The sequence below is a fragment of the Dyella koreensis genome (genome assembly GCF_044904565.1).
Lineage (GTDB): Bacteria > Pseudomonadota > Gammaproteobacteria > Xanthomonadales > Rhodanobacteraceae > Dyella_D > Dyella_D koreensis.
In genome coordinates, this window is sequence record NZ_JADIKD010000004.1 from 17,225 (window position 1) to 37,400 (window position 20,176).

A 20,176-nucleotide genomic window follows, 5' to 3' on the forward strand; every position below is an offset into this window, starting at 1 on the left:
TAGCCTTCAGAGAGAACGTTCGGAAACGGAGGAAGTGGAAGCGGCGGCAACTTCGTGCGCTTCGGCCTGCGGGCGATAGCCGCCGCCGAGCGCCTGGATCAGCTGCACCGAAAGATCGACCTGCTGCGATTGCAGCGCCGCCATGCGCTGCTGGGCCTGCAGCAACTGCTGGCGCACGATCAGGGCTTCCAGGTAGTTGCCGATACCGGCCTTGTAGCGCTGGTCGGACAACTGCCACGCTTGGGTGGCGGCATCCAGCGCGCGCTGCTGCGCTTCGATCTGCTGCTGTACGGATTGCAGCGCGTTGTAGTCATCGGCCACCTGGTTGGTGGCGGCCACCAGGGTCTGGTTGTACTGCGCCACAGCCAGGTCGTATTGCGCATCCTTGCCGGCGAGGTTGGCGCGCAAACGGCCGCCATCAAAGATCGGCAGGCTCACCGACGGACCGAGTTCATAGAAACGGTTTTTCAGAGTGAACAGGTTGCCGCCGCCCATGTTCAACAGGCCGGCCATAGCGCCGATGCTGACGTTGGGCAGGAACTCGGTCTTGGCGACCTTGATGTCCTTGCTCGCCGCTTCGACGCGCCAGCGCGCGGCGACCAGATCGGCACGATGGCCGATCAGATCCATCGACAGATTGCCCGGCACCGTCAGCGCGGTCGGCTTGAGCACTTGCGGGCGAGCGAGGTCGAGGCCGCGATCCGGACCTTTGCCAAGCAACACCGACAACGACGAACGCGCAGCGTCAATGGCGCGCGTCGCCACCACCTGTTGCTGTTCGGCCGTCGCCACTTCGCTGTCGCTCTGCTTGAGCTGCAACTGGCTGTCGATACCGGCACTCACGCGCTGGCGGGTCAGATCGCGCGCACGGTTGGCGCGCTCCAGTTCCGCCTTCGCCACATCCTGCTGCGCATAGGCGTAGCCAAGCTGGGTGTAGGCGCGGGCGACATTGGTGGACAGTTCGATGCGCGCGGCCTGGCGATCGATTTCCGCGGCGCGGGCCTGGCCGAGCGCGGCCTCCCACGCGGCGCGCTTGCCACCCCACAGATCGAGACCCCAGTTGAAGCTGGCGTAGCCGTACTTGGCGAGCGAGAAATGACTGTCACCGCCGGGCGACAGCGCGGGAGGCAGACGGGCGCCGGCCACGCTGGCGCCGCCGTTGACGGTCGGGCCACGCTGAGCATCGGCGACGCCGGCCGCGGCCTGCGCCTGCTGCGCGCGCGCATCGGCGGCGGCAAGACTCGGGTTATCGCGCAGCGCTTCGGCGATCAGGCTGTCGAGCTGGGCGTCGCCCAACGCCGTCCACCAATCCTGCTGCGGCCACGCCGCAGGGGACACGGTGATGCCGTCGAGGCTGTGCTCGCTCTTGAGGGAGGATGCTTCCATCAGCGAACCGGACGGATGAATACCGCCGCTGCTGACGCAACCGGCCAACGCCAGAGTCAGTCCGATCGCCGCCGCCATAGTGTGCAGACGCATGGTCGTATTCCGAGAAGAAAAGTTTTGGATATCTCGAAGAGCCGCCGTCCTGGCTGTTTTCGAGTTGGCGAACCCGGCACCTGTCCGGGCTCGTCTCTATCGCTCAGGCACCTGCGTGCCGGGGCGCAAGCGACGCTTCCTGCGTCGCCTGGAAATATCAGGTCTTGTCGCGCAGCATCTGCAGCACGCGCGACAGGTAGTCGTGCAGCTGCAGTCGTTCCGTTTCGCTCAGCGAGCGTTGCGCAGCCTCGAGCACCCGCTCATTGCAGCTCGCCATGTCCTGCAGCAACGCGGCACCTTCTGTCGTGAGTTCGATGCGCAGTGCCCGCCGATCCTGTTCATGGGGACGGCGGCGCAGATAGCCTTTGCGCTCGAGCTGGTCGAGCTGGCGAGTCATCGCACCGCCATCCAGCTCTACGGCGCGGGCCGTTTCAGTGGCCGACATCGGCCCCATCAGGCCCAGGCGCTTCAATATCAGGTACTGGGTGAAACGCAGGTCCAGTCCCTTGGACGCCAGCTCGGCCTCCATCGCGCGCACCACTTCCGTGCGGACCAGCCACAACAGCATGCCGAGGCTTTCCTGGGGGACGGGCGGGATGGAGTTTGTGTTCATGGCCGCGCATTCTATTGCCGTGAGAATATTTGTCAAGGCAAATATATTACAGGCAGCCTTTGTTTTAGCAAATGTTCAGGCCGCGGCCTCCTGTAGCAATAGCCGCCGGCGCGTGGACAGCTCGTCCTGCACCAGCGCGTGCAGGGCCGGATCGCGGATGGCGAACAGTTCGAACACACCTAGCGCCTGCAAGGTGGGCAAGGTTTCCAGCAACCGTGGCTCCACCTGGCGGCGCATGGCCTCCGGGGTGAGCGGGTCGAGCATCAATTGAGCACTGACGACGAAGCGGGTGAGCGCCTCGGCGGCGTCCATCGGAATGGACGGCGAGTCTTGGGGTGACATGCCGATCTCCTGCCTGTTGAGGGAAGGACGTCCGCAGTGGCTTAGGCGTGACTGCGCGCGGCTGGCGGACAGGGAGGCGCCACGGGGATGGCGCAGGTTTACAAGATTAGGCGGCGCCTGCTTTGGCCTGATATCGTTAGTAAGACAATTTTTATCTAGAACACGCCATGAAACGTCACGAGATCTTCCAGCGCATCGAAAGCGCCGCCGGCCCGGCGCTGATCGCCTTCGTGTTCGACGAGGCGAGTGCCGAGGAGCCGATGCCTGCGGCCGAATCGGACTGGCACCGCCATCTGCGCGGCCAGTTCTTCTACGTGGAGAAGGGCCTGCTCACTCTGCGTACCAGCGAAGGCGCGATGATGCTGCCGCCTCATCGCGTGGGCTGGCTGCCGCCAGGCGTGCTGCATACCGTGCGCAAGATCGAGGCCACTAATGGTTGGGGCGTGTTCGTGGCGCCGGAGGCGGCGTGCGGCCTGCCGAGTCATACCTGTGTGCTGGGCGCCAACGACCTGATGCGCGCCCTGGTGCATCGCGCCAGTACCTGGGTGATGCAGGACGATCTGGACGAGGAACAGGAACGCGTACTCAGCGTGCTGATGGACGAGATGCGCCGCGCGCCGCAGGAGCCGCTGCATCTCAACATGCCCACCGACCGCCGCCTGCAACGCATCGCCCTGGCGGTGCTGGAGCACCCCGACGACGTGCGCACCCTGGAAGACTGGGCCGACTGGGCTGGCCTGTCGCCGCGTACCGTCACACGGCTGTTCCGCAGCGAAACCGGCAACAGCTTTGCGCAGTGGCGGCAGCAGGCGCGGCTGACGCGCGCGCTGGAGCGCCTAGCCGGCGGCGAAGCGGTGGCCAGCGTGGCGGATGCCCTGGGCTATGCGAGCGTGAGTGCGTTTGTGGCGATGTTCCGGCGCAGCTTCGGCCAATCACCGGGACGGTATTTCGCGAGGCAGATGGTGGCCTAGCGAAACTTCAGCGAGGCTCAGGGTGCCTTGGGCTTCCTGCCGCGCTTGGGCTTGGTTTCATTAGCTACGATCAGCTGCTGCAGATAGGCGATGCCTTCTTCTTCCGGGAAGAACGCCACGACATCGGCCACGGTCAGGCCATAACGCCTCTTCAGCGTCAGGAAATCTTCTTTCGCGCGCTCCAGACGGGCGCTGCCGGTGAGTTTTTCGGGCGGCAGTTCCTTGCGGTCCAGGGCGGCAAGCTCTTCCTGAAAGCGCCGGAATGCGTCTTTGGGGATATTCATGGACGCAGAGCATATCGTCGGAAGGCTACGTTTCGCACGATCCGTTTTTCGATCGCGCTGCTATCCACGGATCGTTTGCTTTCGCGCCGAGGGTCGGCTAAGTAAATCCGGATAACGCCCCCTGATCCGCCTCGAACGGCTCCACAGGGATGGGAGCGCGTTCCACCGGATTCGGAGTGTTCCATGCAACGACGTGACTTTCTGCGCCAGGCCGGCACCACACTGGCCGTCGCCTCCACCGCGGGTCTGGCCGCCTGTGCCACGCAGCCAACGACCACCGCCAAGACCGCTTCTGCGCCGCCATCGATCCGCATGCGCCCGGACGGCGTCGAGCTCGCGCCGGTCAAGGCGAGCGTGGACCGGATCACTGGCGTGTACGTCTGCACCCGCCCCTTCCGCGCAGCCGGACCGCGCATCGAGATGGAGCGCATTGGCAGCAAGGCCATCGTGCACAACTACGGGCATGGCGGCAGCGGCTGGTCGTTGTCGTGGGGTTCGAGCACGCTCGCACTGCATCTCGCGCAGAGCACCGGCGTGCGCGAGTTGGGTGTGATCGGCTGCGGCGCACTGGGGCTCACGTCGGCCTTGCTGGCGCAGCGCGCAGGTCTGTCGGTGCGCATTTACGCGAAGGAATTGCCGCCGGACGTGTACTCCATGCGCGCATCCGGACTGTGGACACCCGACTCGCGCATCTGCGACGCCGCGCATGCCGACGCGCTTGGCGCGCGCTGGGAGGAAATGACGCGTATCTCCTTCGCGAAATACCAAAGTCTGCTGGGATTGCCAGGCAAGCCGATCGAATGGATCGAGGGCTATTACCTGTCCGACTCGCCGCCCGGCCAATCAGGCAGCGAGCCTGCCGATGAACCGGAGTACGGCGAGCTCTACGACCGCGTGCGCGACCTGACCCCGCGCTCGGTCGCTTTGCCAGCCGGCAGCCATCCTTTTCCGCAGGCATACGCGCGCCGTTACACCACGCTGATGTTCAACATCAGTAGCTATGCGCGCATGCTGATGGGCGATTTCCTCGCGGCCGGCGGCAAGATCGAAGTGCGCGATTTCCAGCATCCGCGTGAGCTGCAAAAACTGCCAGAGCACACACTGATCAACGCCACCGGTTACGGCGCGAGAGCGCTATTCAATGACGACTCCGTCATTCCCGTGCGCGGCCAGACCGCACGATTGATCCCGCAGCCGGAAGTGAACTACGGCCTGAGCATGCACGGCCTCAGCATGGTGCCGCGCAGTGACGGTCTGCTGGTGCAAGTGATAGGCGACACCGGCAACTTCAACAACAGCGACGGCGCGGGTAACCCGCTACCTCAGGCCGACGCGTACTCGCGCAGGAACACCGGAAGATCGGTGGTCGGCGGCATCACGGGAATCTGGTACATGAGTCCCGCCGTGTGACCGCGGTGGTAGGTCGTGTGATTGACCACGTGCAGCAGGATGTCCTCGCGCGACATCGCACCTTCGCCGCCGCCGATGAACGTGAAGTCGATAACCTCGGCCAGCGCGGCTGCGTCCAAGCCCTCCGCGTATGCGACATACCAGGCATCAAGTGCAGCCTGCGCTTCGCGAAGCTCGGCGAACGGCGGGGCCGTGGGCGGGTTGCGCGTAGTAAGGCCGTGCGGCACACCTTCGAGATGGCAGCGCCATACCCAGCTCATCGCATGGACATGATTGAGCGTGCGCAGGATGCTGCCGAACACGATCGGCCGTTTCTCGACCAATGCCTCCTCCGGCAGTTTGGCCAGCGACTGGAAGAGCAAATCGTTGGCCCACGCGGTGTAACGCATCAACATCGGCAGGCGGTTTGGATGGGGCATATGCGGACCGGTTTGTTTGGGATGGCCATCCTTGCCCAACGGCAGGGCAGGGCTGGACCGGTTGGCAGATACGCCCGGCCGGTCCAGCCTCGCTGCATTATTTCACTTCGTCATACACATACTCATGCTGGCCGTCGCGCATCACCAGCTGGCGCCTGGCCGGCGTGCCGGCGACCACGAATTCGAAGCCATCCACACCGGGCGAGATGGTGACGAAGGACAGCGAGCCGTCGTCGTTCTTGCGCGAAGCCACGTCGCTGCCCCAGGCACCGAAGTTGAACAGAGTCGCGGTGCCGTTCTTGTCGACCTGGATCGTGCCCAGTGCGGCGTTCTGGTAACGCCCGGCAAGTTTGGATGCTTCACCCGCATCGGCCGGCACGACAAGGCGTTTGCGCTCGGCCACAATCTGCTGCTTGAGCCGCTTCACGCCAGCGTCGATATCGCCCTGGGCCAGCGGCTTGCCGTCGAACAACACCTCCAGCAGACGTCGCTGGAACGGGCCGCGAATGAAAACGCCGGCATCGGCGTTGGTGAGGATCACCGCGCCCACGCCCTGCTCGGGCAGCCACAGCATGTCGGAGTGGAAGCCGGTGAGGTCGCCGCCGTGGTGCACCACGGGTACGCCCCAGGTGTGATCCACCATCAGGCCCATGCCATAGCTGGCAGTGGTGCCCAGTGCAACATTGGGTTTGCGCCGTTCCAGCAGGGCACTCTTCGATACATACCGCTTGCCGTCGGGCAGCGTGCCTTCATCGAGTTCCATCTGCACGTAGCGCAGCATGTCGCTGATCGCACTCCATGCCGCACCGGCCGGGCGTGCGGCGCGAATGGAATCATTGATGCCCATGCCAGCGACCGCCGTGTGGCCATCCACATCCAGGCCATGCGGCGTGGCGTGGTCACCGACCGACGCCTTTGCGTAGTCGAAGGTGGTCAGGTGCATGCCAAGCGGATCGAACACCTGCTTCTGCATCGCCAGGTCGTAACCGGCGCCCAGCTCCATCTTCGGATATAGCATGTGACCGCCGACGTAGCCCGCCGCGGCAGCCATCAGGTTGGAGTACTGGAACAACTCGCCGAACTTGCTGGTGGGCTGCATACCGGCCAGCGCTGTAAGCACCGACGCCGGTGTCGCCTCCTTGCTGTTGAGCAGCCACTCCATGTCCTGGCGCGGCATGCCGGTACAGGCGCAGATCAGATGGCGTATTTCGACCTGGCGGGTCGTCGCCGCATCGCCCAGGCGGAACTCCGGCATCACCTTGGTGACCGGCGTGTTCCAGTCGAACCGGTGCTGATCCACCAGACGCGCCAGCATCAGCGTGGTCAGCGCCTTGGTGTTGGAAGCGATCATGAAAAGCGTGTCGGCATCCACCGGTTCTGGCTTGCCCAGCTCGCGCACGCCGAAACCGCCGGCGAACACCACCTTGCCGTGATCGATCAGGCCGATAGCTACGCCCGGTACGTCATAAGCCTTGCGTGCATTGTCGACAAACGTCTTGAGCGTTTCGATGCGCGCGGCATCCAGCGGATGCGCTTTCTTCCCCGCAAAGGTTTCGCGCTGATAGCCCTTGGGCAACAAGCGGTCGGAAATCGCACGCAACTGTGAGGCGCGCTTCTCGCCCACCGCGTTGTCGACGTCGTAGATCAGCACGGTGTACTGGCCTTCGTGGCGCAAGGCGATGGCGGTAACGCCGCGCTTGTCGTTCGCCGAGGTTTCGTAGCTATAGACCCGGATCTGGTCCCAGTTGTCGCGTGGCGAACTATCCGTGGCGACATGCAGTGGCCATGTCTTCGGCGAGGCATAAGCTTTCCACGCCTCGGCCACGGCGGCGTCCGCGTCAGTCGCCTTCACATCGACCAGCACGACATGCGAACCGGATTCCGGTGGGTCGAGCAATACCGCGGCGTCCCGGACGCGTACCGACCATTCGGCGGGGACGGTGAACTGGGTGCCCGCGGGCGTCGTTCGCGGCGTGTCCACCTTGACGACAGTTCCGGGCGGGCTGGCCGGCTGATCTTTGGCCCACGCCGGCGCGGACAGGAAGAGAAGAAGAACCACAACAGCAACGCATCGCCTCAGCATGGAGGTACCTCATCGTTGGTTGGACGGTCTTGCGGCAAGCCCGGCACAGCGTTGCATGACGTCCCGCCGTGGGGCATTCCGGGCGGAGTCTACTCGCGCTGCGGCACCCTGCGCCCGTTACGAAAGTTGGGTGCGGAAGTGAAAACACTCGATGCCGAAACCTTCCCGGAAGTAGAAGCGATGGGCCTGCTCGCGGGTGACTCGGGAGATCAACTGGACCTCGCTGCAACCCAGCGAGCGTGCCTCATCCTTGATCCATGCGATCAATTGCGCGCCGTAGCCGCGCGAACGCACGCGCTCGTCAGCCACCAGGTCGTCGATATAAACGAGGCGACCGCAGTACAACATGTTCATCACACGGTAGGTGGCTACGGCACGCACGACGCCATCGTCGTCCAGCGCCAGCACACGCAACCCATCGCTGCCCATCAGGGCGCGCATCGTCGGCACGTACTGGTCGCGCTCCAGATGCGGGCGCAACTGCTGCAGGACATCGAAGGTTGCGGCAATTTGCTCGTCGGTTTCGGCGTGAAATATCGATGAAGTCATGTTTAGCGAACTCCCTCGGCGGTCTGAAACGACACAGGCCACCCGAAGGTGGCCTGTGTCTCTGGCGAAGCAGGATCAATCACTGCGTAACAGCCGGCGTGGCCTGCCTCGCAGGCTTCACATAGGTCTCGAACAATTCATCGATGCGACGGTATTCGTCGTACCACGAATCCGGATGGACGAAGCCATGGCGTTCCATCGGATACAGCGACATCCAGAAGTTCTTCTTGTGCAGCTCGATGAAGCGTTGGTACAGGCGGATGGAATCGCTGGCGAGCACGTTGTCGTCGATCAGGCCGTGCTGGATCAGCAGGGCGTCCTGCAGCTTGTCGGCGTATTCGATCGGCGAGCTGGTGGTGTAGGCCTCCGGATCGAGCTGTGGTTCGTTGAGGATGTTCGACGTGTATTCGTGGTTGTAGGTAGCCCAGTCGGTAACCGGACGCAGGGCAGAGCCGGCGGCAAATTCACCGGGTGCGCGCAGCAGGGCCATGATGGTCATGAAGCCGCCGTAGCTGCCGCCATACATGCCCACGCGCTTCGGATCGACGCCATGGTTCTTCACCAGCCATGCCTTGCCGTCGAGCAGATCCTCCAGCTCGGGGTGGCCCATGCGGCGGTAGATCGCAGTGCGCCAGTCGCGGCCGTAGCCTTCGGACGCGCGGTAGTCCATATCCAGCACCACATAGCCCTGCTGCACCAGCAGGTTGTGGAACATCTGCTCGCGGAAATAGTTGGACCAGCCCGACGTGACGTTCTGCAGATAACCCGCGCCGTGCACGAAGATCACCGCGGGACGCGACGCCGCTGCCGCCGTATCGGCCGGGCCGTAGTACTTGGCCCAGATGGTGCCGGCGCCATGCGATGAAGGCACGCTGACCATCTGCGGCGCGATCCACGCGCGCGAACTGAAAGCACTCTTCATGGTGTTGGTGAAGTCGCGCGGCGTGCCGCCGGCCGCATCCTGCACGGCGAGCTGCGACAGCACGTAAGGCGCGGAATGCAGTACGCCGAGCTGCTTACCGTCGGGCGAGAGCACGAAATCGTCCATGCCCTGGTACTGGGTGACGCGGCTCAGTTCGCCACCGGTTGCCGGCAAGCGGTACACGTCGTAGCTGTAGGGCGCGGTCTGATTGCTGCGCAGGTAGAACCACTGGCCGTCTTCGCTCAGCGCTGGATGGCTGACTTCGAACTTGCCGCTGGTCAGTGCCTTGGCTTTGCCGCCAGGCACCTTGCTGTAGAGCTGCGACCAGCCGGTTTCTTCGCTGAGATACCACAGCGTGCGATTGTCCTTGAGCCAGCCGAAATCGTTGAAGTTCCAGTTGATCCAGGCGTTGTCGGTGAGGCGTTGCTGATTGAGAAGTGCGTGTTTGTCGAAATCGACCGTGGCGATCCAGCGGTCCTTGTTGTCGATCGCACGCAGCTGGACGGCGACGTTCTGGCCGTCCTCGCTCCACGCGATGCCGCCGCCACCGCCGTCATCGGCATTGGAGATGATGCGCACGGCACGCTGCTCCGGTGCCTTCAGCGCCTTGGCGTCATCGCCCTTGCCAGCTTTCTGCAGCGCGGCGATGGCCTTGGCGCGCAGGTCCTTGAGCGGATCGTCCTTGATGCCGGGCAGGCTGTCGGTCTTCAGCGGCCACGATTTGCGGCTCTGCAAATCGACCAGCAGCAGGGATTGCGGTGCTGGATCCTTGCGGCCCACGTAGGTACGTGTCGCCTGCTGCTCCGAATAGCCGGAATCGGTGACGTAGTGAGTGACTTCGGGCGCCTTGCCTGCCTTGTAGCCTTTGGGCTGAGTGACCACCAGCATCCAGCGGCCATTGGGCGAGAGTTCGGTGTCGACCAGTTCGCCGATGTCGCCCAGGTACAGCGTCTTGGGCGCGCGGCCGGGATCGGCGGCGGCCAGCGCATCATCGTTGGTGCGCTGGACGTCTTTGTCAGCCTTGATCTTGCGCAGGGTGGAGAACAGACGCAGCTGATCCTCGCCTAATGCATCCGGCTGCTTCGCCTGCGGGTCGTCCGCCAGTTGCAGGATGGCGGCCGGTGCGGCCACACCGCTGGTGATGTCGTAGACGTACCACTGGTTGCCAGCGCGGTATTGGAGACTGCGGCCGTCGGCGGCGAAGCGCGGCGCGGATTCGGTTTCCGGCGTGCGCGTGACCTGCACGCGGCGGCCTGTCGCCAGCTCCACCAGGAACACGTCGCCGTGGCGGATATAGGCCGCCTGCCGGTGGTTACGGTCAAACACCGCTGGGCCATCGGCCAGCGCCACGGCTTCCGGTGTCAGCTTGACGCTCTGGCCGCTGGCGACATCCACCCGATACAGATCACGCACTTTGCTGCCGTCCTGCTTGAGCGAGTAGTACAGGCTGCGCCCGTCCACGCTCCAGTAGGGTGATTCGACCGCCGCGCCGATCCACTCGGGATTGGCCATGATGGTTTCCAGGTCGAGGCTGGCGGTCGCCGGCGCCTGGGCCATGGCGGCCGGCGCGGTGGCGAGGGCGACAAGCCCGGCGAGAATCATTCGGCGCATGGGGTGCTCCGCAATCAAAACGGGGGAGCATAACCAAGCCGGCCCCGCTGGCAAGCGCCAAGGGTCCTGTATCCCACAGGGCAGACGATGACTAGTCTGGACGATCATCAGCCGTACGGCGTTCGCCAGGAGGCACCATGCGCCCATTTGTGTGCCCGCCAGCCCGCCTTCCGGCGCTCGGCCGCTTTCTCATCCTTTACTCGCCTCGCAACGGTCACCGGCCCATCGCCGCGTAGGCGGCTGTCGGCTTCGCGTAAGCGGAATGCGCGATGGTGCGTTTCCGGGTTATTGCGACCGGGCATGTCCGCCACCATGCATGCCCCTCCCCATTCTCCCAGCAGTCAGTCCTCGCATGCCCCTGCCTACCGTCGAACACGAAACCGCCACCCGTCTGACCCATAGCGTGATCTGGCTGCATGGCCTGGGCGCGGATGGCCATGATTTCGCGCCGATCGTGCCGGAGCTGGTGGCGCCCGAATGGCCGGGACTGCGCTTTGTGTTTCCGCATGCACCGGTGCGCCCGGTGACGTTGAACGGCGGCATGCCGATGCGCGCCTGGTACGACATCGTCGGCGTGGATCTCACCTCGCGCCAGGACGAGACCGGCATGCGCGCCTCGATCAGCGCGGTGGAAGGGTTGATCGCGCGCGAGAACGAGCGCGGCGTACCTGACGAGCGCATCGTGCTGGCCGGTTTCTCGCAAGGCGGCGCCATCGCGCTGGCCGGTGGTCTGCGTCATAGGCGGCGACTGGCGGGTGTGGTCGCGCTGTCCACCTATCTGCCGATGCAGGAAAGCTTCGCCCACGAGCGCAGCGAGGCCAATGCCGGCACGCCGATCTTCTGGGGCCACGGCACCGCCGATCCGATCGTGCCGCTGACGCGCGGCGTGCAGTCACGCGACGTGCTGCAGGGCCTCGGCTATCGTGTGGACTGGCATACCTACCCGATGCCGCATTCGGTCTGCGCCGAGGAAATCGTCGATATGCGCCAGTGGCTGGGGCGCGTGCTGGCCGACTGATCGCTTCCGGCGTTGAATCACGACTAGCGTCACTGCTGAGAGCCTGCTCACTATCTCTGCGTGGCCCGCGTTGTTCGGCAGTGGGCGCCAGGTGGTGGAGCGTGGCGCAGTACCTGGCTGGCTGCCAGGCCAAGCCGCGCGCCGCCGCATGGCGCCCACTGCCGAACAACCCTCCGGGCCGGGCCTGTTTGCCCACAATCCTGCGTCATCACTCAGTTGTGTATCGACATACACGCCCTCGTTCTTCCTGGTCTTGCGGGCAAACAGATCCCGGCGCGGGCTACGCAGAGATAGTGAGCAGGCTCTTAGGCATACTGTGCGCCCATGCGCGACACCACACCCCGCCGCCTCGAACAGAGCCCGCTGCCGGATTTCTGCAGCCTGCCGGTGTTGTTCGCCTTGTTGGTGATGGCCGCGCTCACGGTCACCGTGATGTTGCTGGCTCCCGACAGCGGCCGTGGCTGGCGCGGTTACAGCGTGGGCATGCTGTTCGCCGAATGGATGGCGATGGTGATCGGTGTAGCGCTGTGCAAGCTGCGTCCCACCCTGCAACGCCTGCCCGGGCGACTCCCTTATGCCGCGGTGTGGTTGCTGATGCTGCTGATCGTGGCCATCAGCAGCATGATCGCGGCCTGGATGGACAGCGCGCTACAGATGCAGATGCTGCGCGACGGCGCTTTTGTGTTCGTGCGTGACAACGCCACCATCGCCGCGCTGCTGAGTGCGGTGATGCTGCGCTATTTCTATGTGCTGGCGCAGTGGCAGGCACGATTGGCCGCGGTGGCGCACGCGCAGGTGGAAGCCTTGCAGGCGCGCATCCGCCCGCACTTCTTGTTCAACAGCATGAATACCGTGGCCGCGCTGGTGCGGGTCGACCCCGATGCGGCGGAACGCACGGTGGAAGATCTGTCCGAACTGTTTCGCGCGGCGCTTGGCCAATCCAGTTCGCGTGATGGCACGCTGGGTGAGGAATTGAACCTGGTCGAGCGTTACCTGGCGATCGAACAACTGCGCCTGGGCGAACGCCTGCGCGTGCGGCGCGAGCTGGATACGTTGCCGCTGGACTTCCCGCTGCCGCGCCTGCTGCTGCAGCCGCTGGTGGAGAACGCGGTGCGTCACGGCATCCAGCCACTGCGCGAAGGCGGCGAGGTGATCCTGCGCGGCGAACAACTGGATCAGGCCATCGCCATCGAAATCGATAATCCGTTGCCCGATACGCCGGCTACCGGCGGCAACGGCCATGGCCTGGACAATGTGCGCCAGCGCGTCGCCTATCGCTACGGACCGCGCGCGCAGGTGCAGGCCGGACCGCGTGAAGGGCGTTTCGTCGTGCGGCTGCTTTTACCGGAATCTACCGATGCGCGTTCTGATCGTTGACGACGAACCACTGGCCCGGGCGCGTCTGGCAGCCCTGCTAGGCGAATGCGAAGGCGTCGAAGTCGCCGGCAGCGTGAGTGACGGCGAAGCCGCGCTCGAAGCCATCGGCAACCTGCAGCCCGACGTGTTACTGCTGGATATCAATATGCCGGGCCTTACTGGGACCGCGCTGGCGCAGCGGCTGGCTGGCCGGCTGGTACCGCAAGTGGTGTTCTGCACGGCTTACGAGAATCACGCGGTGCAGGCTTTTGAGCTGGGCGCCGTGGATTACCTGCTCAAGCCGGTGCGCCTCGATCGCCTGCGCGATGCCTTGTTGCGCGCGCGGCAACGCCTTGCGGCCGCACCGCGTGAAGCCACTAGTTATCTGCGCGGCCGTTTGCGCGGCGAACAGGTGCGCATTGCCCTGGACGAAGTGATCTGCCTGCTGGCCGAGGAAAAGTACGTGGTGGTGCAACACCGTGGCGGCCAGTTGCTGCTGGAGGAATCGCTGCGCCAGCTCGAAGAAACCTATCCGGACCAGCTGATCCGCCTGCACCGCAATTGCCTGGTGCCACCGCAGCGGCTGCTTGGCCTGAAAACCCTCAGCGATGGCCGGGTACTGGCGCGGCTCGGCGGCACCCAGCTCACACCAGAGGTCAGCCGGCGTAATTTGCCGGGGCTGAGGAAGTTGTTGCGGATGACTTAGGAGCGCCCTCACTCCCGGGGGGAGGGCGCTTCAGTGCGTGGATCAACGCTCCGCCAGCCGGGCAAAGGATGCCGGTTCGGCGCGATCACCCTGTGCGGCGTATTCGAGCAGTTGGCTGACCAAGGCACGCTCCTGCGGCGTCCATTCCAACGTGGTGCGCAAGACCTGGTTGTCGCTGCCCCATTGCAGCGGATCGCTGAGGGCCGCACTGCGATACCAGGCCACGGCAACCTCGCGTTCGCCAGCGGCGGTGTAGGTCAGGGCCATCGCCATCGGCAACCAGCGCGGGCGGTTATTCGGGCGCAGGGCGAGATTGCGCTGAAACGCGGCCATCGCCATGGCTGGCTCACCCATGTTGAGCTGCGCCCAGCCGTAACTCCACAACAGACGACGATCGTTGGGCGTAATACGCAGCGCACGCGCGAAATTCAGCCGCGCCGCACTGGGCCGATTGGTCACCGCGGCCCACCAGCCCTCGTAGCTCAGTCGCCTCACCGGTGACAGTTGCGGTAGCTGCATCGGCATGCGCGTGCCGGGATACGGTGCCTCCGGTAGGCCACGCGCAGAAAAATCAGGATCGGCGTAGGGCTTGCCGTCAGGAAGAACGACTGGCAACCGGTTCGCCGCGGGCGGCGATGCTTGCGCCAGCAAAGGCGCGGCGATAACCAGAGACAGCAAGACAGTTAGGGCACGCACGGTAGTCTTCATGACAATGCTTCCTTGGTCAGCAACCCCACCCCGGCGGTCAGCATAACGCGGCCTGCGACGATGCGTAACGCACGACTGCCTGCGGCCTGGCGCCGTTTACGCGACAATAGCGACCTCTTCTGAGCTGCTGCGTTTTCCATGACTCCTTCGATCCTGCGCATCGCCACCCGCAAGAGCGCCCTCGCGCTATGGCAGGCCGAGCACGTGGCCACCGGGTTGCGCGCCGCGCATCCGGACCTGACGGTCGAGCTGGTGCCGATGACCACGCGCGGCGACGAAATCCTGGACAAGCCGCTGGCCACTATTGGCGGCAAGGGGTTGTTTCTGAAGGAACTGGAGGTGGCCATGCTGGAAGGCCGCGCCGACCTTGCCGTGCATTCGCTCAAGGACGTGCCGTCCGAGCTGGAACCCGGCTTCGCGCTGCCGGCGATCCTGCCGCGCGCGGATGCGGCCGATGCCTTCATCAGCAACGACTACGCCGATCTGAAGGCGTTGCCGCTGGGAGCGCGAGTGGGAACATCCTCGCTGCGCCGTCAGGCGCAGCTGCGCGCCGTGCGGCCGGATCTGACGTTGCTCGATCTGCGTGGAAACGTTGGCACGCGCCTCAGCAAACTAGATGCCGGGCATTACGACGCGATCCTGCTGGCCTGTGCGGGGCTGGAACGCCTCGGTCTTTCCGGGCGTATCCGCGGCCGGCTGGCCGCGCCGGATTGGTTGCCCGCGCCAGGCCAGGCCGCCATCGCCATCGAAGCACGCAGCGATCAGCCGGCCGTACTCAAGCTGCTGTCGGCACTGGACGATGCCGAAACCCGCCTCGCTGTCACGGCGGAGCGGGCCATGAATCAGGCCCTGGGCGGCAGCTGCACAGTGCCGGTGGGTGCGTGGTGCGTGGTCACCGAGCGCGGGCTGCATCTGCGCGGTTTGGTGGGCGACGCCGCCAGCGGCCGTCTCTTGCACGCCGAGGCGGGCAGCGACAGTGATCAGGCGGAGGCGCTCGGCCGGCAGGTGGCGGATGCCTTGTTTGCGCAAGGTGCGGCCGCTTTTCTGGGGCATCACTGAAGGTTCTGAGAGCTACGCCGCCGTAGGAGCGCACCCTGTGCGCGACAAGCCTACGAAGGCGTCACTGCCAACGCGGTCGCCCACAGGGTGAGCTCCTACAGCCGATGAAACGGCCCTGCGCATAGCGACGGGGCCGTGGTGTGCGACGCCTGGGCAGGCTTAGAAGTTGTAGACCAGGTTGGTGGTCATCAGCGTGTCGGTGTTCTTGGTGCCCGGCTGCACATCGCTGTTGTAGCGGACCTGATAGCCGACCTTCAGCGCCATCTTCTTGGTCATGCTGACCGAGAGGCCAATGTCGTTCTGGTAATACTTGTTCTTCGAGCCCGCTTCGAGCAGGAGCGTATCTTCCACCGCGGTGTTGCTGGTGAGGCGGTACTTGTAGTTGACCAGACCACGGCCCACCACTTCACCCTGGGTGTCCTGGTGCTGCACCACGTTCACACCATTGATGTCCACGGTGCGATCCGCCGGGCGGTAGCGCTTGTAACCCGGGCCGGCTTCGAACGATAGCTCGGTGCTCTCGGTCTTCAGCGCGATGTAGCCGTAGCCGATCGAGACGATGCCCTGCCACAGGTTGGCGCCGAAATCGTCGTGCTCGTAACGGGCCGCGCCCACGATGTAGCTGCGCGGATCGAGCTTGTAGCCCACCGACGCACCGGTGTCGTAGCGATTGGCGGTGGTGCTGAATTTGTCGATCTCGGCGCCGGTGGAGTCGACCACCTTCACCTCACCCTTGGAACGCATGCCGTTGAGGAAGAAATTGTTCTTCCACAGCTCGTTTTCCTGGTTCAGGCCGAGCTTGGCGTTGACGTTCTCGGTGCGGGAATTGCCGCGGGCGGAGGCAAAACCGAACTCGCCCGAACCACTCCAGCCGCCGTTGGTGGCCGGATTGCTGGCCGGATCGGTGCTGGTCGCGTCGTCGGCGTGGGCGGCGAAACTGGCGAAGCCTGCAAGCAGCAGGCCGGCGATCAGGGTTTTTCTCATGGGAACAATCCACATTTCGTTAAACAAACGTAAGCGAGGCACCTTAAAGGAAGGGCTTGAACTTGCAGTGAACAAACCCGCCTAAAAGGGGGCGGAAACGGCCTGGCAGCGCCATTCACGCGCTATGGCCGGGGTCGCGGCGAATGGCGAGCGCCGCGTCGTACAAATGCTGCTCAACGCTCTTGCCCACCACACAGCTGACAGCGGCCAGAGCGACTAACAGCACGCGCTGCTCGAGCACTTGGGCCAGAAGCAGTACTACACAAGGAATGACATAAATCAGTGTCGCGGCAACAAATCGCCCCGCCCACAGTTCCGGCGGCCGCGATGAAGCAGCCAGTTCCAGCCCGCCTTCCGCGCGCCGCAGGGCTTGCCAGCGCATGCCTTCCGCCCAACCGAGCAACAGGGCCAATAGCTGCAAGGCAAGAATCCAGGGCGTGGAGGTGATCGGTGTTGGCTCACCCTCCTGGCCCACCAGGCATAACCACAGCCACAGACCACCGGCGTAACACGCCGAAACAACCCGGCCCAGCGGCCATTGTCTCCACAGCGGCGCCAAGGCCGGCGCACGTTGGCGATAGGCGCCGCGCGAGGTATAGATCAAGCAGGCCAGACTGCAGAAGGCCAGTGCCGCGCCGGACAGGCGGGTGGCCCAGAACGCGTTGTCGCCGCGGACCAGGCCGGCGATCGCCAGCATTGGCAGATAGGTGACCAGCGCCAACAGCCCTTCACGAGTGGGGCGGCTGCCGCGACCAAAGCGCCAGCCAAGCCAGTCCGGCATCCAGGGCAGGCCAGGCAAAGCCAGGAGCGGACCAATGCTGACCAGCACCGTGCCCAGCGCCAGCGGCACCAGCGCATCGCCCCGGCCAGCGGGATAGATGCCCAGCCCGAGTGCCAATCCCAGCAACAGCCATAGGCCGTAGCCGCTGATCGCCAGCACCTGCAGGGTCATGACCATCAGACCGGGGTGTGGCGGTATGTGGCTGTCGTCACGGGTGGGTGGGGTATCGCCCGGCATCTCGGCTTGCTCTGGCATCTGTTTCCAGTGAGAGAGCCTTTGGAGTCTAGGGGATTTCACACCGGCATGGACACCTGACGTGCCAGACTTTGCGTACTTGCGGCCGCCACCGGCGATGCGCCACGCTCCGCCCTCTGACCGCATATAACCCATCACACGGGCCCAGCGGTATCTTGAACAGGCTCTTATGTCATGGATCGTTACGAGCGCATTCTCACTCTGCACCGGCTGCTGAAGTCGGCGCACTATCCGGTACCGCTGCCGCGGTTGATGGACGAACTGGAATGCTCGCGCGCCACGCTGTATCGCGACGTGGCGTTTCTGCGCGACGCACTCGGCGCGCCGATCGAAAGTGCTGGCGGCGACCATGCCGCGTTCCGCTACGAAGCCGCCGAAGGCGAGCGTTTCGAGCTGCCGGGGTTGTGGCTGACTTCCGACGAACTGGCCGCTCTGCTGGCGTTGAACGAACTGATCGGCCGCAGCGGCCCCGGCGTGCTCGCCGGCGCGCTGGCGCCGTTCAAGGCGCGCATCGAACACCTGCTGTCCGACCAGGGCAGCGGCAAGGCGCTGCCGATCGAGCGCATCCGCGTGATCGCCTGGGGCGAGCGCAAGCTCGACCAGCAGGTGTTCCGCATCGTGGCCGGCGCGGTGCTGGAGCGGAAGCAGTTGCGCTTCCGCTATCGCGCGCGCACCACCAACGCCGACAGCAAGCGCACGGTGTCGCCGCAGCGCCTTACCCATTACCGCGACAACTGGTATCTGGACGTGTGGGACCATGATCGCGAAGCGCTGCGCAGCTTCGCCGTGGATCGCATCGCCGAGCCGCAGACGCTGGATGCGCTCGCGCGCGATGTGGCCGACAACGAGCTCAACGACATGCTTGCGTCCAGCTACGGCATCTTCGCCGGCAAGCCGAAAGCCTGGGCCACGATTCGCTTCTCGCAACACGCCGCACGCTGGGTTGCCGATGAGCATTGGCATTCGCAGCAGAAGGGCGACTGGCTGCCGGATGGCCGCTACGAATTGCAGGTGCCGTATTCCAACTCCAAGGAACTGCTGATGGACGTGCTCAAGTACGGTCCGGATGCGGAAGTGGTCGCACCGCTGTCCTTGCGCGAAGAAATGAAGATCCAGCTGCAGCTGGCCCTGGGCGGTTACCAGCAAGCGCCGCGCTGAGCATGAAAAGCGCCGCGTCTTGCAAAGGGACGCGGCTGCGCGGAGGCTAGTTCAAACCGTCTGCGCGATGTGTCCGTTATGAGTCCTACCGATATCGCCGCTTCCAGCGCCTTGCCTGTCCCGACATCACGCCAGCCGACGGTGGCGCTCGCGCTGGGTGCCGGTGGCGCGAAAGGGCTGGCGCATATCGGCGCGATCGAAGAGATCGAGCGGCAGGGTTATCGCATTGTTGCCATCGCCGGCACCTCGATGGGCGCACTGATCGGCGGCATCTATGCCGCAGGCAAACTGGATGCGTATCGCGACTGGGTTTCCGCGCTGGCCAAAATGGATGTGCTCAAGCTGGTCGACTGGACCTTTTCCGGCGGTGGGCTGATCAAGGGCGAGCGCATCATCGAAACGCTGCGTGGGTTGATCGGCGATGCACGGATCGAAGACCTGCCGCTGTCCTACACCGCCGTGGCCACCGACCTCGACCGCGAACGCGAGGTGTGGCTCACACGTGGCTCGCTGTTCGACGCCATCCGTGCCTCCATCGCCATTCCCACCGTGTTTCGCCCGCAGGTGATCGATGGACGGCGATTGGTCGATGGCGGATTGCTTAATCCGGTACCGGTCACGCCACTGATCCGCGAACCGGCCGACTATCTGTTTGCCGTAAGCGTGGACGGCGCCATCCAGCAAACCCGGCCCGATGTGCAGGGCGATCGCGCCGCGGAAACGCACAGCGCCCATCGCGGGCGCATCAGTGAATTCATCGGTCGCCTGATACCCCACAGCGAGCCCAAGGATGCCGAACCCAGACCGCGCGATCCCGGCGTGCTGGATCTGCTGACGCAATCGATGGATCTGATGCAGGCCAATCTGGCGCGCCTACGCCTGGCGGCCTACGCGCCTGATCTGCTGATCCAGCTGCCGCGCAATATCTCCATGGCGTATGAGTTCTATCGCGCGCGTGAGTTGATCGAGCTGGGCCGTACCCAGGCACGCGAGGTGCTGACCACCTGGAAGCCGCCGCGTCCGCTCAATGCTGCGGGCCATGCCCCTTGAGCCAGGCCTCCAGGTAAGCCTTCAGCGCTACCGCGTTGTTGTGTTCTTCGTCGCGCGCGCCGAATAACAGCGTAAGGCGGTGGCGTGTGGCCTGTTCCGCCAACGCGCGCCAGTGTTCGCCCTTGGTGTCGAGCTCGCTGGCATAGCGGTGCCGGAACGCATCCCAGCGGGACGGATCATGCCCGAACCAGCGCCGGAGCGTGACCGAAGGTGCCAGCTCTTTGGCCCAGGCATCGAGCGCGGCGTCTTCCTTCTTCAGACCGCGCGGCCACAGCCGGTCCACCAGCACACGATAACCATCCGCCTTGGTGGCGGGCTCATAGACGCGTTTGACGACAATGCCCATGGGAGCGGCCCCATCAGCTGGCGGCGATCTTCCAGCATACGCCCGGCATGTGATGGGCGCGACAAGGCCGCG

General features: G+C 64.7%; 20 protein-coding genes. 8 read left to right on the forward strand and 12 right to left on the reverse strand.

Going from position 1 to position 20,176, the window contains the following annotated elements:
- Window positions 1–6 precede the first annotated feature (6 nt).
- From ISS97_RS00105 to ISS97_RS00115, 3 genes are all read right to left on the reverse strand, one after another.
- Window positions 7–1,479 carry an efflux transporter outer membrane subunit gene (locus tag ISS97_RS00105; RefSeq protein WP_379987405.1) on the reverse strand — a complete coding sequence of 491 codons (1,473 nt, stop codon included), beginning with the start codon at window positions 1,477–1,479 and terminating at the stop codon, window positions 7–9.
- Window positions 1,480–1,636: 157 nt separating this feature from the next.
- A complete protein-coding gene (locus ISS97_RS00110; RefSeq protein WP_379987404.1) occupies window positions 1,637–2,092 on the reverse strand; it encodes a MarR family winged helix-turn-helix transcriptional regulator in 456 nt (151 codons plus the stop codon).
- A gap of 75 nt (window positions 2,093–2,167) precedes the next feature.
- Window positions 2,168–2,434, reverse strand: a complete 267-nt coding sequence (locus tag ISS97_RS00115; RefSeq protein ID WP_379987403.1) for a hypothetical protein — start codon at window positions 2,432–2,434, stop codon at window positions 2,168–2,170.
- Window positions 2,435–2,601: 167 nt separating this feature from the next.
- Between ISS97_RS00115 and ISS97_RS00120 the strand changes: the two genes are divergently transcribed.
- On the forward strand, window positions 2,602–3,405 hold the full coding sequence (locus ISS97_RS00120; protein ID WP_379987402.1) for an AraC family transcriptional regulator: 804 nt from the start codon (window positions 2,602–2,604) through the stop codon (window positions 3,403–3,405).
- A 17-nt stretch (window positions 3,406–3,422) separates the two neighbouring features.
- On the opposite strand, the gene ISS97_RS00125 is transcribed toward ISS97_RS00120, so the two are convergent.
- Entirely contained in the window at window positions 3,423–3,689 is a 267-nt protein-coding gene (locus ISS97_RS00125) for a 2-hydroxyacyl-CoA dehydratase (protein ID WP_379987401.1), read from the reverse strand.
- 183 nt (window positions 3,690–3,872) lie between these two features.
- Here ISS97_RS00125 and ISS97_RS00130 point away from each other — a divergent pair, with 183 nt between their 5' ends.
- Entirely contained in the window at window positions 3,873–5,099 is a 1,227-nt protein-coding gene (locus ISS97_RS00130; RefSeq protein ID WP_379987400.1) for an FAD-dependent oxidoreductase, read from the forward strand.
- On the opposite strand, the gene ISS97_RS00135 is transcribed toward ISS97_RS00130, so the two are convergent.
- The 4 genes from ISS97_RS00135 to ISS97_RS00150 form a co-directional block, all read right to left on the reverse strand.
- Entirely contained in the window at window positions 5,012–5,518 is a 507-nt protein-coding gene (locus ISS97_RS00135) for a DinB family protein (protein ID WP_379987399.1), read from the reverse strand. The genes ISS97_RS00130 and ISS97_RS00135 overlap by 88 nt on opposite strands.
- Before the next feature lie 97 nt (window positions 5,519–5,615).
- The gene (locus ISS97_RS00140) at window positions 5,616–7,577 is read right to left on the reverse strand and encodes a serine hydrolase domain-containing protein (RefSeq protein ID WP_379987398.1); all 1,962 of its coding nucleotides are present in this window, start codon (window positions 7,575–7,577) and stop codon (window positions 5,616–5,618) included.
- 141 nt (window positions 7,578–7,718) lie between these two features.
- Window positions 7,719–8,150, reverse strand: coding sequence for a GNAT family N-acetyltransferase (locus tag ISS97_RS00145; protein ID WP_379987397.1), 432 nt, complete (start codon window positions 8,148–8,150; stop codon window positions 7,719–7,721).
- A 79-nt stretch (window positions 8,151–8,229) separates the two neighbouring features.
- Window positions 8,230–10,683 carry a S9 family peptidase gene (locus ISS97_RS00150; protein ID WP_379987396.1) on the reverse strand — a complete coding sequence of 818 codons (2,454 nt, stop codon included), beginning with the start codon at window positions 10,681–10,683 and terminating at the stop codon, window positions 8,230–8,232.
- A gap of 352 nt (window positions 10,684–11,035) precedes the next feature.
- On the opposite strand from ISS97_RS00150, the gene ISS97_RS00155 reads away from it, so the two are divergent.
- From ISS97_RS00155 to ISS97_RS00165, 3 genes are all read left to right on the forward strand, one after another.
- The gene (locus ISS97_RS00155; RefSeq protein WP_379987395.1) at window positions 11,036–11,701 is read left to right on the forward strand and encodes an alpha/beta hydrolase; all 666 of its coding nucleotides are present in this window, start codon (window positions 11,036–11,038) and stop codon (window positions 11,699–11,701) included.
- A 324-nt stretch (window positions 11,702–12,025) separates the two neighbouring features.
- Entirely contained in the window at window positions 12,026–13,078 is a 1,053-nt protein-coding gene (locus ISS97_RS00160; protein WP_379987394.1) for a sensor histidine kinase, read from the forward strand.
- Window positions 13,059–13,763 carry a LytR/AlgR family response regulator transcription factor gene (locus tag ISS97_RS00165; protein WP_379987393.1) on the forward strand — a complete coding sequence of 235 codons (705 nt, stop codon included), beginning with the start codon at window positions 13,059–13,061 and terminating at the stop codon, window positions 13,761–13,763. The genes ISS97_RS00160 and ISS97_RS00165 overlap by 20 nt, the downstream gene beginning before the upstream one ends.
- A 42-nt stretch (window positions 13,764–13,805) precedes the next feature.
- Here ISS97_RS00165 and ISS97_RS00170 read toward each other — a convergent pair whose 3' ends face one another.
- Complete coding sequence (locus tag ISS97_RS00170) at window positions 13,806–14,471, reverse strand: tetratricopeptide repeat protein (protein WP_379987392.1); 666 nt, start codon at window positions 14,469–14,471, stop codon at window positions 13,806–13,808.
- Window positions 14,472–14,609: 138 nt separating this feature from the next.
- Here ISS97_RS00170 and hemC point away from each other — a divergent pair, with 138 nt between their 5' ends.
- Window positions 14,610–15,530, forward strand: coding sequence for a hydroxymethylbilane synthase (hemC, locus tag ISS97_RS00175; protein ID WP_379987391.1), 921 nt, complete (start codon window positions 14,610–14,612; stop codon window positions 15,528–15,530).
- A 159-nt stretch (window positions 15,531–15,689) separates the two neighbouring features.
- On the opposite strand, the gene ISS97_RS00180 is transcribed toward hemC, so the two are convergent.
- A complete protein-coding gene (locus tag ISS97_RS00180; protein ID WP_379987390.1) occupies window positions 15,690–16,514 on the reverse strand; it encodes a DUF481 domain-containing protein in 825 nt (274 codons plus the stop codon).
- 115 nt (window positions 16,515–16,629) lie between these two features.
- A complete protein-coding gene (locus ISS97_RS00185) occupies window positions 16,630–17,550 on the reverse strand; it encodes a hypothetical protein (protein WP_379987389.1) in 921 nt (306 codons plus the stop codon).
- Window positions 17,551–17,724: 174 nt separating this feature from the next.
- On the opposite strand from ISS97_RS00185, the gene ISS97_RS00190 reads away from it, so the two are divergent.
- The gene (locus ISS97_RS00190) at window positions 17,725–18,708 is read left to right on the forward strand and encodes a helix-turn-helix transcriptional regulator (protein WP_379987388.1); all 984 of its coding nucleotides are present in this window, start codon (window positions 17,725–17,727) and stop codon (window positions 18,706–18,708) included.
- A 78-nt stretch (window positions 18,709–18,786) separates the two neighbouring features.
- Entirely contained in the window at window positions 18,787–19,758 is a 972-nt protein-coding gene (locus ISS97_RS00195; RefSeq protein WP_379987387.1) for a patatin-like phospholipase family protein, read from the forward strand.
- Here the strand turns inward: ISS97_RS00195 and ISS97_RS00200 are convergent.
- Complete coding sequence (locus ISS97_RS00200) at window positions 19,733–20,104, reverse strand: DUF488 domain-containing protein (protein ID WP_379987386.1); 372 nt, start codon at window positions 20,102–20,104, stop codon at window positions 19,733–19,735. The two genes, ISS97_RS00195 and ISS97_RS00200, sit on opposite strands and share 26 nt — an antisense overlap.
- Between the last annotated feature and the right edge of the window lie 72 nt (window positions 20,105–20,176).

Excerpts from the sequence above, each read along its gene's own strand:
- ISS97_RS00105 (WP_379987405.1), bottom strand. The coding sequence starts at position 1,479 with ATGCGTCTGCACACTATGGCGGCGGCGATCGGACTGACTCTGGCGTTG.
- ISS97_RS00110 (WP_379987404.1), bottom strand. The coding sequence starts at position 2,092 with ATGAACACAAACTCCATCCCGCCCGTCCCCCAGGAAAGCCTCGGCATG.
- ISS97_RS00115 (WP_379987403.1), bottom strand. The coding sequence starts at position 2,434 with ATGTCACCCCAAGACTCGCCGTCCATTCCGATGGACGCCGCCGAGGCG.
- ISS97_RS00120 (WP_379987402.1), top strand. The coding sequence starts at position 2,602 with ATGAAACGTCACGAGATCTTCCAGCGCATCGAAAGCGCCGCCGGCCCG.
- ISS97_RS00125 (WP_379987401.1), bottom strand. The coding sequence starts at position 3,689 with ATGAATATCCCCAAAGACGCATTCCGGCGCTTTCAGGAAGAGCTTGCC.
- ISS97_RS00130 (WP_379987400.1), top strand. The coding sequence starts at position 3,873 with ATGCAACGACGTGACTTTCTGCGCCAGGCCGGCACCACACTGGCCGTC.
- ISS97_RS00135 (WP_379987399.1), bottom strand. The coding sequence starts at position 5,518 with ATGCCCCATCCAAACCGCCTGCCGATGTTGATGCGTTACACCGCGTGG.
- ISS97_RS00145 (WP_379987397.1), bottom strand. The coding sequence starts at position 8,150 with ATGACTTCATCGATATTTCACGCCGAAACCGACGAGCAAATTGCCGCA.
- ISS97_RS00150 (WP_379987396.1), bottom strand. The coding sequence starts at position 10,683 with ATGCGCCGAATGATTCTCGCCGGGCTTGTCGCCCTCGCCACCGCGCCG.
- ISS97_RS00155 (WP_379987395.1), top strand. The coding sequence starts at position 11,036 with ATGCCCCTGCCTACCGTCGAACACGAAACCGCCACCCGTCTGACCCAT.
- ISS97_RS00160 (WP_379987394.1), top strand. The coding sequence starts at position 12,026 with ATGCGCGACACCACACCCCGCCGCCTCGAACAGAGCCCGCTGCCGGAT.
- ISS97_RS00165 (WP_379987393.1), top strand. The coding sequence starts at position 13,059 with ATGCGCGTTCTGATCGTTGACGACGAACCACTGGCCCGGGCGCGTCTG.
- ISS97_RS00170 (WP_379987392.1), bottom strand. The coding sequence starts at position 14,471 with ATGAAGACTACCGTGCGTGCCCTAACTGTCTTGCTGTCTCTGGTTATC.
- hemC (WP_379987391.1), top strand. The coding sequence starts at position 14,610 with ATGACTCCTTCGATCCTGCGCATCGCCACCCGCAAGAGCGCCCTCGCG.
- ISS97_RS00180 (WP_379987390.1), bottom strand. The coding sequence starts at position 16,514 with ATGAGAAAAACCCTGATCGCCGGCCTGCTGCTTGCAGGCTTCGCCAGT.
- ISS97_RS00185 (WP_379987389.1), bottom strand. The coding sequence starts at position 17,550 with ATGCCAGAGCAAGCCGAGATGCCGGGCGATACCCCACCCACCCGTGAC.
- ISS97_RS00190 (WP_379987388.1), top strand. The coding sequence starts at position 17,725 with ATGGATCGTTACGAGCGCATTCTCACTCTGCACCGGCTGCTGAAGTCG.
- ISS97_RS00195 (WP_379987387.1), top strand. The coding sequence starts at position 18,787 with ATGAGTCCTACCGATATCGCCGCTTCCAGCGCCTTGCCTGTCCCGACA.
- ISS97_RS00200 (WP_379987386.1), bottom strand. The coding sequence starts at position 20,104 with ATGGGCATTGTCGTCAAACGCGTCTATGAGCCCGCCACCAAGGCGGAT.